14 protein-coding genes and 1 pseudogene are annotated in these 14723 nt (G+C 75.3%); 5 read left to right on the top strand and 10 right to left on the bottom strand.

The features are described from left to right. Positions 1 to 1060, bottom strand: a 1060-nt coding sequence (locus Voc01_RS18020) for a polyprenyl synthetase family protein (RefSeq protein ID WP_373873831.1), incomplete at its 3' end; no start/stop codon positions are given. A gap of 38 nt (positions 1061 to 1098) precedes the next feature. After that, the gene (locus Voc01_RS18015) at positions 1099 to 2385 is read right to left on the bottom strand and encodes an NsdA family TPR-like regulatory protein (RefSeq protein WP_203928608.1); all 1287 of its coding nucleotides are present in this window, start codon (positions 2383 to 2385) and stop codon (positions 1099 to 1101) included. 121 nt (positions 2386 to 2506) lie between these two features. Here Voc01_RS18015 and metF point away from each other — a divergent pair, with 121 nt between their 5' ends. Both metF and Voc01_RS18005 read left to right on the top strand, forming a co-directional pair. Then, positions 2507 to 3424 (top strand): methylenetetrahydrofolate reductase [NAD(P)H], encoded by a 918-nt coding sequence (metF, locus tag Voc01_RS18010; RefSeq protein WP_203928607.1) that lies wholly within the window; start codon positions 2507 to 2509, stop codon positions 3422 to 3424. Continuing rightward, positions 3421 to 4083 (top strand): CDP-alcohol phosphatidyltransferase family protein, encoded by a 663-nt coding sequence (locus tag Voc01_RS18005; RefSeq protein ID WP_373873830.1) that lies wholly within the window; start codon positions 3421 to 3423, stop codon positions 4081 to 4083. Before metF ends, Voc01_RS18005 begins: the two co-directional genes overlap by 4 nt. Position 4084: 1 nt before the next feature. On the opposite strand, the gene Voc01_RS18000 is transcribed toward Voc01_RS18005, so the two are convergent. From Voc01_RS18000 to Voc01_RS17970, 8 genes and pseudogenes are all read right to left on the bottom strand, one after another. Continuing rightward, complete coding sequence (locus Voc01_RS18000) at positions 4085 to 5509, bottom strand: phytoene desaturase family protein (RefSeq protein ID WP_203928605.1); 1425 nt, start codon at positions 5507 to 5509, stop codon at positions 4085 to 4087. Continuing rightward, a complete protein-coding gene (locus Voc01_RS17995; protein ID WP_203928604.1) occupies positions 5506 to 6567 on the bottom strand; it encodes a glycosyltransferase family 2 protein in 1062 nt (353 codons plus the stop codon). Before Voc01_RS17995 ends, Voc01_RS18000 begins: the two co-directional genes overlap by 4 nt. Beyond that, on the bottom strand, positions 6549 to 7292 hold the full coding sequence (locus tag Voc01_RS17990; RefSeq protein WP_203928603.1) for a carotenoid biosynthesis protein: 744 nt from the start codon (positions 7290 to 7292) through the stop codon (positions 6549 to 6551). The genes Voc01_RS17995 and Voc01_RS17990 overlap by 19 nt, the downstream gene beginning before the upstream one ends. Next, positions 7289 to 7840, bottom strand: coding sequence for a GNAT family N-acetyltransferase (locus tag Voc01_RS17985; protein WP_203928602.1), 552 nt, complete (start codon positions 7838 to 7840; stop codon positions 7289 to 7291). Before Voc01_RS17985 ends, Voc01_RS17990 begins: the two co-directional genes overlap by 4 nt. After that, positions 7837 to 8499, bottom strand: a complete 663-nt coding sequence (locus Voc01_RS17980) for a monooxygenase (protein WP_239160281.1) — start codon at positions 8497 to 8499, stop codon at positions 7837 to 7839. Before Voc01_RS17980 ends, Voc01_RS17985 begins: the two co-directional genes overlap by 4 nt. 60 nt (positions 8500 to 8559) lie before the next feature. Then, positions 8560 to 9057 carry a YbaK/EbsC family protein gene (locus Voc01_RS53140; RefSeq protein WP_239160283.1) on the bottom strand — a complete coding sequence of 166 codons (498 nt, stop codon included), beginning with the start codon at positions 9055 to 9057 and terminating at the stop codon, positions 8560 to 8562. 150 nt (positions 9058 to 9207) lie between these two features. Further along, a pseudogene (locus Voc01_RS53135) lies at positions 9208 to 10377 on the bottom strand (MFS transporter); the annotation flags it as partial. 52 nt (positions 10378 to 10429) lie between these two features. Next, entirely contained in the window at positions 10430 to 10927 is a 498-nt protein-coding gene (locus tag Voc01_RS17970; protein ID WP_203928600.1) for a hypothetical protein, read from the bottom strand. A gap of 654 nt (positions 10928 to 11581) precedes the next feature. Between Voc01_RS17970 and Voc01_RS17965 the strand changes: the two genes are divergently transcribed. The 3 genes from Voc01_RS17965 to Voc01_RS17955 are packed head-to-tail and all read left to right on the top strand — an operon-like array spanning position 11582 to position 14716. Beyond that, positions 11582 to 12049 (top strand): SAV_6107 family HEPN domain-containing protein, encoded by a 468-nt coding sequence (locus Voc01_RS17965; protein WP_239160282.1) that lies wholly within the window; start codon positions 11582 to 11584, stop codon positions 12047 to 12049. Positions 12050 to 12095: 46 nt separating this feature from the next. After that, positions 12096 to 13157: a DnaE2-dependent mutagenesis accessory factor ImuA' gene (imuA', locus tag Voc01_RS54655; RefSeq protein ID WP_373873829.1), complete on the top strand. Its 1062-nt coding sequence runs from the start codon at positions 12096 to 12098 to the stop codon at positions 13155 to 13157. Continuing rightward, on the top strand, positions 13154 to 14716 hold the full coding sequence (locus Voc01_RS17955; RefSeq protein WP_203928599.1) for a DNA polymerase Y family protein: 1563 nt from the start codon (positions 13154 to 13156) through the stop codon (positions 14714 to 14716). Before imuA' ends, Voc01_RS17955 begins: the two co-directional genes overlap by 4 nt. Positions 14717 to 14723 lie beyond the last annotated feature (7 nt).

Raw genomic sequence — 14723 nt, 5'->3', positions numbered from 1 at the left:
AGACCGTGCGCCGCGTGGCGGCAGCGGCCAGGGCGCGGAGCACCTCGGCGGCCTCGGCGTCGAGCGTCACCGTGTCGAGGGCGGCCAGAGCGGCGGCCGTGAGCTCGGCGATGCGGTCCTCGGTGCGGGCCAGGGCGCCGCTCGCGGTGATGGTGTCGCGCAGCTCGGCCACGCCGGCCGCGTCGAGGGCCGGGTCGCCGAGGCGCTTCTCGAACGCGGCGGCGGTGCCCGCGTCGACGGTCTCGAGGGCGGCGGCGACCAGGAACGTGCGCTTGCCCTCGCGCAGGTCGTCGCCGGCCGGCTTCCCGGTGACCGCCGGGTCGCCGAAGACGCCCAGCACGTCGTCGCGGAGCTGGAACGCCTCGCCCAGGGGCAGGCCGTACCCGGAGTACGCGGCGACCACGTCGGTGCCGGCGCCGGCCAGGGCCGCACCCATCAGCAGCGGCCGCTCGATCGTGTACTTGCCGGACTTGAACCGGGCGACCAGGCTCGCCCTGCGCACGGACGAGTCGCCGGTGGCCTGCGCCTGCACGTCGAGGTACTGCCCGACGGTGACCTCGGTGCGCATCTCGTCGAACACCGGCCGGGCCCGGGCCAGGGCCGCCGCGTCGACCCCGCTGGTGTGCAGCAGCTCGTCGGACCACACCAGGCACAGGTCGCCGAGCAGGATCGCCGCCGCCCGGCCGAACGCCTCCCGGTCGCCGAGCCAGCCGCCGTCGGCGTGCAGCGCGGCGAACCGGCGGTGCGCGGCCGGCTCGCCGCGGCGGGTGTCGGACCCGTCCATGACGTCGTCGTGGATCAACGCGCTCGCCTGCACCAGCTCGAGCGCCGCCGCGGCCGCCAGCACCTCCGGCCGGTCGACCCCACCGGCACCCCGGTACCCCCAGTACGCGAACGCCGGCCGCAGCCGCTTGCCACCACCGAGCACCAGCGACCGGGCGGCGGCGAGCACCGGCGCAAGCGCGTCGGGTTCGATGGCCGCGAACCGCTCCTGCTGCCGGTCGAGGAACGCGGCCAGGGTCGAGCGGACCCGCTCGCGCAGCCCCGCGCGGTCGAGCACTGCCGAAGATCTCTCAGGGGACGCCACGATGAGGGACGCTAGCCGGAACCGGCGGCGGCCGCAGCAGCCGGCCCCGTGACATCGGCCAGGTAGCTCAACCCGTCGGCGGCGACCCGCAGGTACCCCTCGACCGGCGCCCGCGGACCGGCGACGAGCCGGGCGTGCAGCGCCCGGGCCCGGGTGGCCGCCCGCACCGAACCCGACCGCACCGCGGCGACCAGCGCCTCCTCGGCCAGCTCGGCCGCCCGTTCGGGCACGCCGGCGTCGAGGTACGCCTCGGCGAGCCAGCTCGTGTACACCGCCACCGCCCGCGGCCCGCGGATGCCCGCGAGCGCGTCGCTGAGCAGCGGCACGGCCAGCCCGGGCCGGCGCAGCACCGCGAAGCACCGGCCGGACAGGGCGGCCACGGCGTCGTCGGTGAGCCAGTACAGCCGCGCCGGATCGTCGCCGGGCCGGCGCCGCGCGAACAGCCGTTCGGCGCCGATGACCGCCCCCTCGCACGTGTCGGCGTCGCCGGCCCGCGCCGCCGCGTGCGCGACCCGTTGCAGCGCGAGCGCCCGCACGGCGGCCGAGCCGCAGTGCGCGACCTCCTCGACGCCGGCGCGGGCCAGCGCGAGCGCCCGGACCGGCTCGGCGGTGAGCTGTGCGACGTCGCCGAGCAGGTGCCCGACCACCGCCGCGTCGCCTGAGGCCCGGGCGACCCGCAGCCCGAGCCGGTACGCGACCCGCGCGGCGGGCGCGTTGCCGCCGTCGGCGTTGACCCAGCCGGCGAGCTGGGCGAGCTCGGAGACCGCGGACGACCCGGCCGGACCCGGATCACCCCGCACGCCCGCGACGACCGCGTGCAGCGCCTCGTCGACGAGGGGGCTGAGGTCGGCCCCGCCCACCAGGTCGTCGAGGCGACGCAGCTCCGCGGTCGTCCACGGCCGGCCGGACCCCGGTGGCGGCGCGCTCCTGCTCCAGTAACGCCAGTCGTCGGCCCCGACGGACGGCACCGGCGGCTCCACCGACGCCTCCACCGACAGGCCCGCCGGCGCCGCGCGGCGCCCGGCGGCGCGGACGCCGCGGGCGAACGCGGCGGCCAGCTCCAGCTCGGCGAGCGGAACCTCCAGGACGACCGCCAGCCACCGCAGCCAGTACGCGCTGGGAACGCGCTGCTCACGCTCCCACCGGCTGACCTCGTGCCGCGTGACCGTCGCCGAACCCGACGCGGCACACAGCAGCTCGGCCAGCCGCAGCTGCGTGCGCCCACGCGCCACCCGCAGCTGGGCCAGCCGGGCCCCCAGCGACTCACCGGCCGCCGATCTCTGAGAAGACGTCGCCATCGGCCACCCCCGCGAACCGGACCACACCTCCCTCCTCATCTACCCCACCGGTACGACGCTTTGGACCCCACCGACCGCACAGAGCTGCCGGCACCTCCGCCGGCCCGATACAGTTCGGTGCGTGGCGCTCGGTCTACCCTCGGTTCTGCCCCGTCGGCATCCGTCCATCGCGCAGCTGGTGCGGGCGGCCGAACCGACCTTCTCGTTCGAGTTCTTCCCGCCGAAGTCTCCAGAGGGCGAGACCCAGCTCTGGCAGGCCATCCGCGACCTGGAGACGCTGCGGCCGTCGTTCGTGTCGATCACGTACGGCGCCGGCGGCTCCACCCGCGACACCACGGTGGCCGTCACCGAGCGGGTCGCCACCGAGACCACGCTGCTGCCGATGGCCCACCTCACCGCGGTGAACCACTCGGTGGCCGAGCTGCGCCACATCGTCGGCCGGCTCGCGGCGGCCGGCGTGCACGACATCCTCGCCGTGCGCGGCGACCCGCCCGGCAACCCCCAGGGCGAGTGGGTGCGGCACCCGGAGGGCGTGCTGTACGCCGCCGACCTGGTGCGCCTCATCAAGGAGCTGGGTGACTTCACCGTCGGGGTGGCCGCGTTCCCGTACAAGCACCCGCGGTCTCCCGACGTCGAGTCCGACACGGCGGAGTTCATCGCGAAGTGCCGGTCCGGTGCCGACTTCGCGATCACCCAGATGTTCTTCGACGCCGACGACTACCTCCGCCTCCGCGACCGGGTGGCCGCGGCCGGCTGCGACACGCCGATCGTCCCCGGCGTCATGCCGGTGACCTCGCTGCGCACCATCGAGCGCTCGTCGCAGCTGTCGGGTGCGCCGTTCCCGCGTCACCTGGCGGCGGAGTTCGACCGCGTGGCCGACGACCCGGCGGCGGTGCGCGCGCTGGGCCTGGCGCAGATGAGCGCCATGTGCGACCGGCTCCTCGCCGAGGGCGTGCCGGGCATCCACTTCATCACGCTCAACCGCTCCACCGCGACGCGTGAGGTATGGCAGCAGCTCAGTCTCAGCGCCATCAGTTGACCGACTGGAACGGTTACGCCCGGCAGTGGTCCGCCCTGCACGGGGGCTACGACCCGCGTACCGCCGGGATCTTCGTACGGGGGTGGCTCCGCATCGCCTACGTCGTGGCGCGGCCGCTCGCGTCGGCGGGCGTCCATCCGTCGACGGTGACGTCCGCCGGGGTCGTGGTCGCGGCCGGGGTGCCGGCCGTCGCGTCGCTGGGCCCGTGGTGGGGACCGCTGGGAGCGCTCCTGGTCCTCCTCGGCGCCGTGGCCGACTCGGCCGACGGCGCGCTGGCCCTGGTGGCCGGCCGGGAGACGCGGCTCGGCCAGGTCTACGACTCGGTGGCCGACCGGGTCACCGAGGCGGCGTGGCTGGTGGCCCTGTTCCTGCTGGGCGCGCCGGGCTGGCTCGTCTGCGGCTGCCTCGCGGTGACCTGGTTGCACGAGTACGTGCGCGCCCGCGCCACGGTCGCCGGCATGTCCGACATCGGCGCGGTCACCGTGGGCGAACGCCCGACCCGGGTGCTGGTGGCGCTGTTCGGGCTGCTCGCGGTCGGGGTGGCCGAGGTGGTCGACCGGTCCGGCACGGCCGCGACGGTGACCGCGGTGGTGTGGGTCGCGCTCGGTCTGGTGGGCCTGCTCCAGCTGGCGGTGGCGGTCCGCCGGGCGCTGCGGTAGCTCAGATCTGTGCGGCCACGATCGCCGACGACAGCAGCACCATCGGCAGGCCGCCTCCGGGGTGCACCGACCCGCCGACGAGGAACAGCCCCGGCACCGGCCCCCGGTTCGGCGGCCGGAGCAGGCCGCCGAGCCCGTGCGAGGCCGTGCCGTAGATCGTGCCACCGGGCGCGCCGGCCAGGTCGCGCAGGTCGGCCGGCGTGCGCACCGCGCGGAAGAGGACCCGGTCACGGACGTCGGCGCCGCGCTCGGCGAGCAGGTCGAGGATCCGGTCGGCGTAGGCGTCGGCGCGGCCGGGGACGGTCCAGTCGACGGCGCCCTGCGGTGCGGCGTTCACCAGGACGAACCAGCCTTCGTGGCCGGGCGGGCGCACAGCGTCGTCGGCGGCGGCGGTGACGAACACCGTGGGGTCGGCGGCGATCCGGCCTCCGAACACGGCGTCGAACTCGGCGTCGTAGTCGCGGGGGAAGTGGACGGTGTGGTGCGCGGAGTCCGACTGTCCGCGCAGGCCGAGGAGGACCACGAACCCGGCGAGGCTGCGGTCGGCCAGCCGGGCCAGGCGCCGCGGCGTGGGCAGCAGGTCGCGGTAGACGTGCTCCGCGTCGGCGTTCGCGACCACGACGTCGGCCGGTACCCGGGTGCCGTCGGCGAGCGTGACGCCGCACGCCCGTCCCGCCGCCGTGTCGATACCGGCGACGGCCGTGCCCACCCGTACGGTGACGCCGAGGTCGACGGCCCGGGCCAGGAGCGCGTCGCCGATGCGGGCCAGGCCACCGGGCACGTACCAGCCGCCGTGGTGCAGCTCCGCGTACGGGATCGCCACGAGGGCAGCCGGTGCCCGTCGCGGGTCGGCGCCCGAGTAGGTGGCGTACCGGTCCAGCATCATCCGCAGCCGCGGGTCGCGCAGCGTCGACCGGCCCAGGCCGCGCAGCGTGCGGCCGGGCGCCACCGCGGCCAGGTCGCGCAGGCGCCAGGCCATCCGTCCCACGTCGAGGGGTGACGTGAGGGGACGCGTCAGGATGTGGCGCCAGCTGGTGTCCCAGACGCGGGCCGCCCGTCGCCACAACCGCCGCCAGTCGTCGGCGGCGCCGGGCCCGGCGAGCGCGGCGATGCGGGCGGCGAACTCGTGCGGGTCGCGGCACGAGTCGAGCACCGAGCCGTCGGGGAACCGGTGGCGGACGATCGGGTCGAGCTCGACGAGCTCGAGGTCGGGCAGCACGTCGGCGAACACGTGGGGGAGCGTCACCAGGCTGGGACCGGTGTCGAACCGGAACTCGCCGGCACCGGTGGGCACGACGAGGCGGCCGAGCTTGCCGCCGACCTCCGCGGCCCGCTCGAACACGGTCACCCGGCGGCCGGCCGCCGCGAGCCGCACGGCCGTGGCCAGCCCGCCGACGCCGGCCCCGATCACCACCACTGTCGTCATGCGACGGCCCGGCCCTTCCACGTGACCGATCGGCGGCGGCGGAACGAGCGCGCCACCAACCAGCCGAACAGCACCACCGAGGCCGGGTGGCCGAGCGCGTCGGGCCAGGCGCGCCCGCCGGTCGCGCGGGCGGCGGCGACCCGGGAGACCACGCCGGCCGCGTACCCGCCGAGCGCGTACAACGGCGCGGCGGCGGAACCGAGCACCGGCACCAGGAACAGCGCGCCGAGCAGCGCCACCACCCCGGCCGCCCCCGCCACCGAGCCGAACGAGGCCCACAGCGACTTCGTGTACCCGTCCACCAGCGCGGGCCACGAGTCGTACATGCGGCACGTCGCGACCCCCGACCCGTCGGCGAGCGCGATCCGCCCGCCGGTCCGCTTGACCGCCCGCGCCAGCTCGACGTCCTCCAGCACCTTCCCGCGCACGCCAGCGTGTCCGCCGGCCGCGAGGTACGCCGCCCGCCGGACCACCAGGAACTGCCCGCCGGCGGCGGCGAGCGACGGCCGGCGCGAGCGCTCCATCGCCCGCAGCGGCAGGAATGCGAGCCACGACCACTGCAGCAGCGGCTGCACGAGCCGCTGCCCGAGCCCGGTGGCGACGATCCGCGGGTAGGGCGTCAGCAGGTCGAAGCCGTCGAGCGCGGCCACGGACCGGGTCACGGCGTCGGGGGACAGCACCACGTCGGCGTCGACGAACACCAGCACCTCGGCGTCGGTGGCCGCGGCGAGCTGGTGACAGGCGTGCGGCTTGCCGAGCCAGCCGGTGGGGAGCGGCGCGCCGTCGAGCACCGTCACGCCGTACCCGCGCACGAGGTCGCCGGTGCCGTCCGTCGACCCGTCGTCGAGCACCAGCAGCTCCGGTTCGCCGTCGAGCGCGAGCAGCGCGCGCAGGCACGGCCCGACGCGGTTGGCCTCGTCGCGGACCGGCAGCAGAACCGCGACCGACGCGTCCACGCCGACGGGCGGGAGGCGCCTGAGCAGCCGGGCGTTCACGACCACGTGCAGAGCCACCACGACCGCCAGCCCGGAGCAGACCGCTACGACCGTCGCCGCCACAGCCGCACCCCCAACGGCACCGCCACCAGGCCCATCCCGAGCCCGCCCCACAGCGCCGACCAGGGCAGCCCGAGGAAGACCGCGTGCGCCAGCACCGAGGAGCAGTAGGTCCAGAGGTAGAGCGCGTGCATCGGCCCGTCGGCGGGTGAGGTCGGCGGCACCGACGACAGCAGCGCCATCATCACGACGGCCACCAGCAGCCAGCCGAGGTAGTTGCGCACCGGGATCTCCGGGACCCCGGGCAGCCCGGCGAACGCGCCCGACCAGGTCCAGTACCTCTCGGCGACCATCTGCGGGTCGAGGAACAGGTCCCAGGCCGCCAGCCCGACGCCGGCCACGAGCACGCGGACGACGCGCGTGGACGCCAGCACCCCCGCCGCGAGCCAGGCCGGCCAGGCCATCCAGGTCCAGGCGAGCGGGATCACCCACGGCACCCCGAGCACCTTCCCGCCGAGGGTGTCGCCGTAGTCGTAGTGCCCGAACGGGAAACCCGTGGCCACGCCGAGCGCCTCTGTCGCCAGTCCACCCACGCACGTCACCACGACGAGCACCGCCGCCACGCGCGGACCGCGCGTGACCGCGGCATGGCCCACGCTGAGCACGAACCCCGCGACCACGGTGACCGTCACCAGCCCGGCCCGGGTCGACCCGGACGTGAGCGGGTAGCCGATCTGCAGCAGAACCAGGGCGGCCAGGAGCAGCCACGGCCAACGGCGAAAACTCACGAAGGCAGGTCGCTGAGCGGAAGCTGCCGGCCGAGCACCGCGAACGGGCGGTCGTCGCCCGGGAAGTAGAAGTGCCGGAGCACGTCGGAGAAGAAGAACCGGCGGTACAGCCGCCAGGCGCGCGACCGCTGCTCGTCGGCCTCCGGGGTCGACAGCACCACCGTGCGCTGCCGCGGACCGGTGAGCAACGCGGCCAGCTGCCGGGCGCCGAGGCCGTGCCCCTGCGCGTCGGGACGCACGTGCAGCTCGACCAGCTCGAAGCAGTCGGTGAGCCACCAGCGGCGCTGCTCGCGACGCAGCGCACCGGCCACCTGGTCGTGCCACCACTGACCGGGAACCGACAGGTAGCCGTAGCCGAAGCCGAGCAGCTCGTCGCCCTCGCCGAGGGTGGCGACCGCGCGGAAGTCGGGCCGGTGGGCGTGCGCGGCCACGTAGCCCTTGCGGGTCTCCAGCAGGTCGGGCGGGTAGCCCATGGCCTGGCCGTAGACGCTGATCGCGGCGTCGAGGTGGCGCAGCAGATCGGGAGCCTGCCAGGCGACCAGCCTCATGCCTGCTTTGTGCTCCACCCGATCACCTCCCGCTCGCCCGTGACCTCCAGCACCTCGAAGCGGGCGAACAGCTCCTCCGCGTACCACCGGTGTGCCGGCGTCCTGCGCACGACCTCGGCATGTTCGGCCGTACGGTACGCGAACGCGTTCACGTGGCGGCCGTCGGCCCAGATGCTGACCGTGCCCTGGAAGCCTATCGGCGCCTCGCCGATTCCGAAGGCCGTGAGCAGACCTTCTGCGTCGTTTAGTGTCGCGGCGACCGGTCCGATCGCCCGCCAGAACGTCACCGCCCTGGCCGGACGCAGCCGCGCCCGCGTGATGATGAGTACTGGCCCATCGGTGGCGGTCGCGCTGGCGGTGAACGGCCGGCGGCCGGCCCACCGCCCGCGCGTCGCCGTCGGGCGCAGGGTGAGTCGCACGTGCGCGGCCGCGATCCGGTCGAAGGTCGTGATGGGACGGGCGTGAGCGCGCCACACCGTGAGCGCCGCCCACCGGTACGGGTCGGCCGCGGTGACCCCGAAGCCGCGGGCGGTGCCGAGCAGCTTGACGAACTCGACGTCGCGGTTGCGGCGCAGGGCGCGGGGCAGCCAGGCCATCCGCGCCAGGGCACCGGGCACGGCCGTACCGGGGACCCGCCAGACGTCGAGCGTCACCGTCACGCGTTTCAGCTTGCCAGCGTCGCCGCCGGCCCGACGTCGTGGTCGCGGGGATCACACCGCTCAGGCGACCTCGGTGAGGTCGCCGCTGGTGAGGCGGCGCAGCTCGTCGGGCGTGATCGGGAACACGGCCTGGGGGATGCCGCCGGCGGCCCACACCTCGTCGTAGTCGAAGAGGGTCTTGTCGACGAGCGTGCGCATCTGCGCGCCGTCGACGGTCGGGTGCACCGGCGCCACACCGCCGATGACCTGTCCGGTGTGGCGCCGGACGAAGTCGGGGGTGGCCCGCCGCACGGCGGCGACCCCGGCCAGTTCGGCCAGCCGGGTGGTGTTGGCGCGGTGGGCGCCGGACGTGAGCACCAGCAGCGGCGCTCCGTCGGCATCGAAGATCAGGGAGTTCGCGATCTGCCCGACCTCGACCCCGAGCGCGGCGGCGGCGGCCACGGCGGTGTGGACCGCGTCGGGGAGGGTACGGACCTGCGACGGCGTGCCGTCGGCGCGACGGGCGCCGACGGCGTCGAGTGCATCCTGGACGGCCTGCACGTTGGGGTGGACCGGCATGGCAGCAATCCTGCCTCTCCGCGACCCGTGCGTGGGGGAGGGGTGTGTTCCGATTCGGGTCTCCTGCGTCACGTCGCCGCGCGACACGTCGCCGCGCGACCCGGCGCCGCTCGACACGGCCCGGACCACCGACGGCCGCACCAGGACGACGAGCGACAGCGCCGCGCACCCCACACCGACCCAGATGGCCTGCCGCACGCCGAGTGCCGACCCGAGCGCGCCGCCGAGCAACGCGCCGAACGGGACCGGACCCCACGCGGCGAAGCGCATCGTCGCGTTCATGCGGCCGAGAAGGTGGTCGGGCCAGACCCGCTGACGCAGCGTGACGCTCACGATGGTGAACGCGATGATCCCGGCCGCCGACAGCGCCGCGCCCACGACGTAGCAGATCAGTCCGGCTCCGGTCGTGGTCAGCGGGATGAGGAGCAGGCCGAGTTGGGACGCGACGGCGGCGCCGATGAGCGCGGCGGCGTCACCGGACCGGCGGGCCAGCGGACCGATCGCGAGCGCACCGACCAGACCGCCGACGCCGGTGGCGGTGCCGAGGACCCCGATCGCGCCGGCGTCGAGACCCACGACGCGGAGCAGGAAGATCACGTGGAGGGCGTGCTCCATCGAGACACACAGCACCGTCCACGTGTTGTAGATCGTGAGGGCGCGCAGCACCGGGTGTCCCATGACCAGGCGGAGACCCTCGGTGATGTCCTGCCGGAGGGTGCCCGGGGCCGCGGGCCCGGGTGCGGGCTCCCGCCCGCGGATGGCGCGGATCCACACGGCCGACCAGAGGAAGCTGGCGGCGTCGACGACCAGGGCGACCGGCGCCGTGAGCACCTGGACGGCGGCGCCGGCGAGCGACGGGCCGACGGTGTGGCTGGCGCCGCGGCTGAGCTCGATCCGCGAGTTGGCCTCGACCAGTCGGGCCCTGCCGACGAGGGCCGGCAGGTACGAGTGGCCGGCGACGTCGAAGAACACCGTCGCCACTCCCGCGACGAGGACGACGAGGTAGAGGTGGGGGAGGGTCAGGGCGTCGAGGACCGCGGCCGCGGGGACGCTGGCGATCAGCCCGGCCCGGGCGAGGTCGGCGGCGACGAGGACGGGGCGGCGGCGCATCCGGTCGACCCAGGCCCCCGCCGGCAGCCCGACGAGCAGGAACGCCAGGTACTGGAGCGCGGTGAGGACGGCGACCTCGAACGTGGAGGCATGGAGCGTGACGGCCGCGGTGAGGGGGATCGCGAGCATCCCGATCTGGGTGCCGAACTGGCTGATCGTGTGCCCGACCCAGAGCCGCCGGAAGTCGGCGTCCGTGCGCAGCAGCCCCACCGTCTCGCCTCCCCGGTATTGAGCGGATGGGGCTCAATACTGTGGGTGTGAGTCAGGGGCTGTCAATGCCCTCCGGGCTGAGGAGGGCGGTGACCCGGCGGAGGGCGGCCGCGACCTTCGGGTGGGTCCGCGCGTGGTCTCCGAGGTCGTGGGCGGCCAGTCTGGCCAGGTCTATCCGCTGGCCGGGCGGCGCGTCGAGGGCCAGGTCGATGGTCTGGCGGGCCAGCGTGACCGGGCCCGTCCTGTCGGTGTCGGGGGTGGCGTCGAGGAGGGTGGCGAGAGTGGTCAGGGCTTTCGTGAGTTTGTCAACGTTTCGTTGACGTCTGGTGCCGCCGAGCCTGGCCCGGCGCTGCTCGGCGGCCTGGCGGGTGGCCAGGCCCAGGGCGGCCGCTATCTCGGCCCAGCTGGCGCCGCCGGCGCGGGCGGTGTCGATCGCGGAGCGCTCGAAGTCGTCGAGTGCGGTGCGGAGGAGGGGCACCTCGGCGAGGGCGTCGATCGCCGAGGTGCGGGTGGTGGGGGTGTTCCGGAGGGCGTCGATCAGCGCGGACATGCCCGGCATTATGTCAACGTTCTGTTGACATTTGGTAGGTCCAGAAATTCGTACGCGCGTTCGAGCGTCGCGTTGCGTTTTTGTCGTACCCGGGGTGTACTGTTATCCGTGTTCGAACGATTGTTCGAACAGCCTCGGGAGGCGGCGATTCGCGGCGCTGGTCTCCCGAGCCTGCGGTTCGCTGCCGCAAAGGTTCGCAGCCGCAAGGCCGGATTTTCGCGGGTCCGGCCGAGATGGTGGGGTCCTCACCCACCTCCCCCGACCCCCGGGCGGTGGGTGAGGACCTGGCCGGCCGGGCGTGGTGTGGGGAAGCGCTACTCCCGGCCGGCACCGTCTCACGCAAAAGACCATGTGCAAGACCATCAGCAAGGCCATTAGCAAGACCATTAGCAAGATCAGCGGGGGGTGAGGGAGGCGCACACCATGGCGACCAGGCGATCGTCCGCTCCGTTGTCAGCCGTGCCCGACGGTCGGTCCAAGGCCGGCCCAGATAAAAGCGGCCCAGATAAAAGCGGCCCAGATAAAAGCGGACCGGATAGGAGCCCGGCCAAGAGCCGGCCCACGGGTTCACCTGCAGGGTCACCCACAGGGTCGGCGGCCAGCCCGTTCCCGGCCGGTGGCCCACCCACCGCCGGCTCCCAGCCACCGGGCGCCATTCCCGCTGCCCCACCTGTCACCCCGGTCCGTCAGGAGCTGCCGGTGCCCGCTCACGCCCTGCCGCAACGCACCCCGCGCGAGCTGCTCACCATGGCCCGGCGCGGGCTCGAGGAGGCCGCCACCATGCGGCCCGACGGGCTGCGGTACGCCACCGCCCACCTGGCCGCGCTGCGCGCCGCCGCCGCCGTGCTCGCCGCCCGGGCCATCCCGTCGCCCGGCGTGCGCCGCAGCCGACCCACCAGCGTGTGGACCCTGGTCGTGATGGTGGCCCCCGAGCTGCGTGACTGGGCGGCCTTCTTCGCCGCCGGTGCCACCAAGCGGGCCGCCGCCGAGGCGGGCATCCCCCGCGTGGTCACCGCCCGCGAGGCCGACGACCTGATGCGCTCCGCCGAGCAGTTCATCGCCGTCGTCGAGGTCGGCCTCGGCTTCGCCTACCAGCCCATGCTGGAGGGCCTGGCGAGCTGACCCGCCCCCGAGGGCACATCTGACGGCACGTCGAACAGGGCACCACATGTCCGGGGGTATTGCGGCACTGCAGCTTGTTCGCGAGGCGGGCCTGGAAGACCTGGTCCGCCCCGGGAGCGAGCACGCCCCCGGCGAGCAGGGCAGCCAACGGCTGCTGCCGGTCCGCGCCGAGCTGGGTCCCCTGTTCCCCGGCGGCGGCCTACGGCGAGGCAGCGTGATCGCGGTCGCCACCGGCGGCCCACCCCCAAGCCGCCCCGGCGGCCCTTCCACCGGCCGCCCCACCGAGCACTCCGCCGGCCACTTCGGCGGAACCTCCGCCGGTTCCCTGGGCGGAACCTCCGCCGGCCGCCTCGCCGAGCACTCCGCCGGCCGTTCCGCCGAGCACTCCGCCGGCCGCCTTACCGGGCATTCCGCCGGCTCCCCCGCACACAGCCTCGCCGGTCTTCCCGCCGGGCTTCCCGCTGGGCGCCCCGCCGGGCTTCTCGCCGACCGCTCTGCCGGTCGTTCCGCCGGTCGCCTCGCGGGGCGGTCCGGCGGGGACTCCGTGGTGCGTCCGGCCGCCACGTCGTTGCTGCTCTCCCTGCTGGCCGAGGCGTCGAAGGCCGGCTCGTGGTGTGCCGTGGTCGGTGTGCCCACCCTCGGCGCCGGGGCCGCCGCCGAGCTCGGGGTGGCCCTTGACCGGCTGGCGCTGGTCCCCAACCCCGGCCCCGACTGGCCCACGGTGGTGGCCGCACTGCTCGACGGCTTCGACATCGTCGTCGCCAGTGTGCCAGGGACGATGGCGCCGGCCATCGCCAGCCGGCTCGCGGCCCGGGCACGCCAGCGCGGGGCGGTCCTGATGCCCTACGGGCCCTGGCCCGCCGTCGACCTGACCCTCGACGCCGTGGACCCGGCGTGGCACGGCATCGAGTCCGGCCGCGGACGGCTCCGGGGACGGCAGCTCACCGTCGTGGCGCGGGGGCGGGGTGCGGCCAGCGCTCCCCGGGTCACCCACCTGTGGCTGCCGCAGCCCAGCGGAGTGCTCCCCGCGCCCGGGGGAGAGCTGTGCTCCGTCGAGAGCGAACTGGCGACGGTCCATCCGCTGCGGGCGCGCGAGGAGGCCGGGTGAACACGATCCGGACGCTCGCCGTCTGGTGCCCCGACTGGCCGGTGATCGCCGCCGAGATCGTGGACGGGGTGGCCGCCACCGGGCTGGTCGCCGTGATGCACGCCAACAGGGTGCTGTCGGTGTCGCCGGCGGCCCGGGAGGAAGGGGTGTTCCGGGGACTGCGGAAGCGGGAGGCGCAGGGACGCTGCCCCGACCTCGTGGTCGTCGAGCACGACCCGAACCGCGACGCCCGGGCGTTCGAACCGGTCGTCGCCGCGGTGTCCGAGCTGGCACCCGGGGTCGAGGTGGTGCGGCCGGGGGTGCTGCTGCTCGCCGCCCGGGGGCCGGTGCGTTACTACGGCGGCGCGGAGGTCGCGGCCGAGCGGCTGGTCGAGCACATCGCGCAGGAGTGCGGCGTCGAGGCACAGGTGGGCATCGCCGACGGGACGTTCGCAGCGGTGCTCGCGGCCCGTGCCGGGCGCATCGTCGAACCGGGGGAGACAGCGGCCTTCCTCGCCGACCTGAACGTGGCCGCCATCGCCCGGCCGGCGCTGGTCGACCTGCTGCGGCGGCTGGGCGTCCGGACCCTGGGCGAGTTCGCCGCCCTGCCCGCCGCCGACGTGCTCGCCCGGTTCGGGTTCGACGCGGCGCTCGCCCACCGCCGCGCCGCCGGCGACGACGACCTGCCGCTCGCGCCGCGGCAGCCGCCGCCCGAGCTGGCGGTGTCCGAGAACTTCGACGAACCGGTCGAACGCGTCGACGCGGCCGCGTTCGCCGCGCGGGCCCTCGCCGAACGGCTGCACGCCGGGCTGGCCGGGCACGGACTGGCCTGCACCCGGCTGGGCATCGAGGCACGCACCGAAGCCGGCGAGGAACTGCACCGCACCTGGCGGCACGACGGGCTGCTCTCCGCCGCCGCGATCGCCGACCGGGTGCGCTGGCAGCTCGACGGCTGGCTCACCGGGAGCGGGCGTCGCGCCAGACCCACCGCAGGCCCCACCGCAGGCCCCACCGCAGGCATCGTCCACCTGCGGCTGATCCCCGACGGCGTGATCGCCGACGGCGGCCTGCAACTGGGCCTCTGGGGCGACGCCGGCGCCGAACGCGACCGCGCCCACCGCGCCATGACCCGCGTGCAGGGCCTCCTCGGCCCCGCCGCCGTCCTGATGGCGGTGCCGAGCGGCGGGCGGTCACCGGCCGAGGCGGTGCGCCTGGTGCCGTGGGGCGACGAGCGGACCCCCGAACGGCCGGTCGAGCCGCCATGGCCGGGCCGGCTCCCGGCACCCGCACCCGCCACCGTCTACCCCGACCCGCTGCCCGCCGAGGTGCACGACGCCGCCGGTGCGCCGGTCACGGTCAGCGGACGGCTGAAGCTGTCGGCGCCGCCGGCACACCTCACCGTCGACGGCGCCGACGAGGAGATCGTCGACTGGGCCGGTCCGTGGCCGGTCGACGAGCGGTGGTGGGCGCCGGCCGAGGCGTACCGGGCGGCCCGGTTCCAGCTCGTACTGGCCGACGGCCGGGCGGTGCTGGTCGCGTTGGCGAAGGGCCGCTGGCACGTGGAGGCGCTGTATGACTAGGAGCCGC

This window comes from Virgisporangium ochraceum (assembly GCF_016863655.1).
In the GTDB taxonomy this organism is placed as follows: Bacteria; Actinomycetota; Actinomycetes; order Mycobacteriales; family Micromonosporaceae; genus Virgisporangium; species Virgisporangium ochraceum.
Note: the sequence above shows the minus strand (reverse complement) of the source record. Positions and strands in the feature narration are given on the sequence as shown.

Bases quoted from the DNA above. Each gene is read 5' to 3' on its own strand.
- Voc01_RS18015 (WP_203928608.1), bottom strand. From the start codon at position 2,385: ATGGCGACGTCTTCTCAGAGATCGGCGGCCGGTGAGTCGCTGGGGGCC.
- Voc01_RS18000 (WP_203928605.1), bottom strand. From the start codon at position 5,509: ATGACGACAGTGGTGGTGATCGGGGCCGGCGTCGGCGGGCTGGCCACG.
- Voc01_RS17985 (WP_203928602.1), bottom strand. From the start codon at position 7,840: ATGAGGCTGGTCGCCTGGCAGGCTCCCGATCTGCTGCGCCACCTCGAC.
- Voc01_RS53140 (WP_239160283.1), bottom strand. From the start codon at position 9,057: ATGCCGGTCCACCCCAACGTGCAGGCCGTCCAGGATGCACTCGACGCC.
- Voc01_RS17970 (WP_203928600.1), bottom strand. From the start codon at position 10,927: ATGTCCGCGCTGATCGACGCCCTCCGGAACACCCCCACCACCCGCACC.
- imuA' (WP_373873829.1), top strand. From the start codon at position 12,096: ATGTCCGGGGGTATTGCGGCACTGCAGCTTGTTCGCGAGGCGGGCCTG.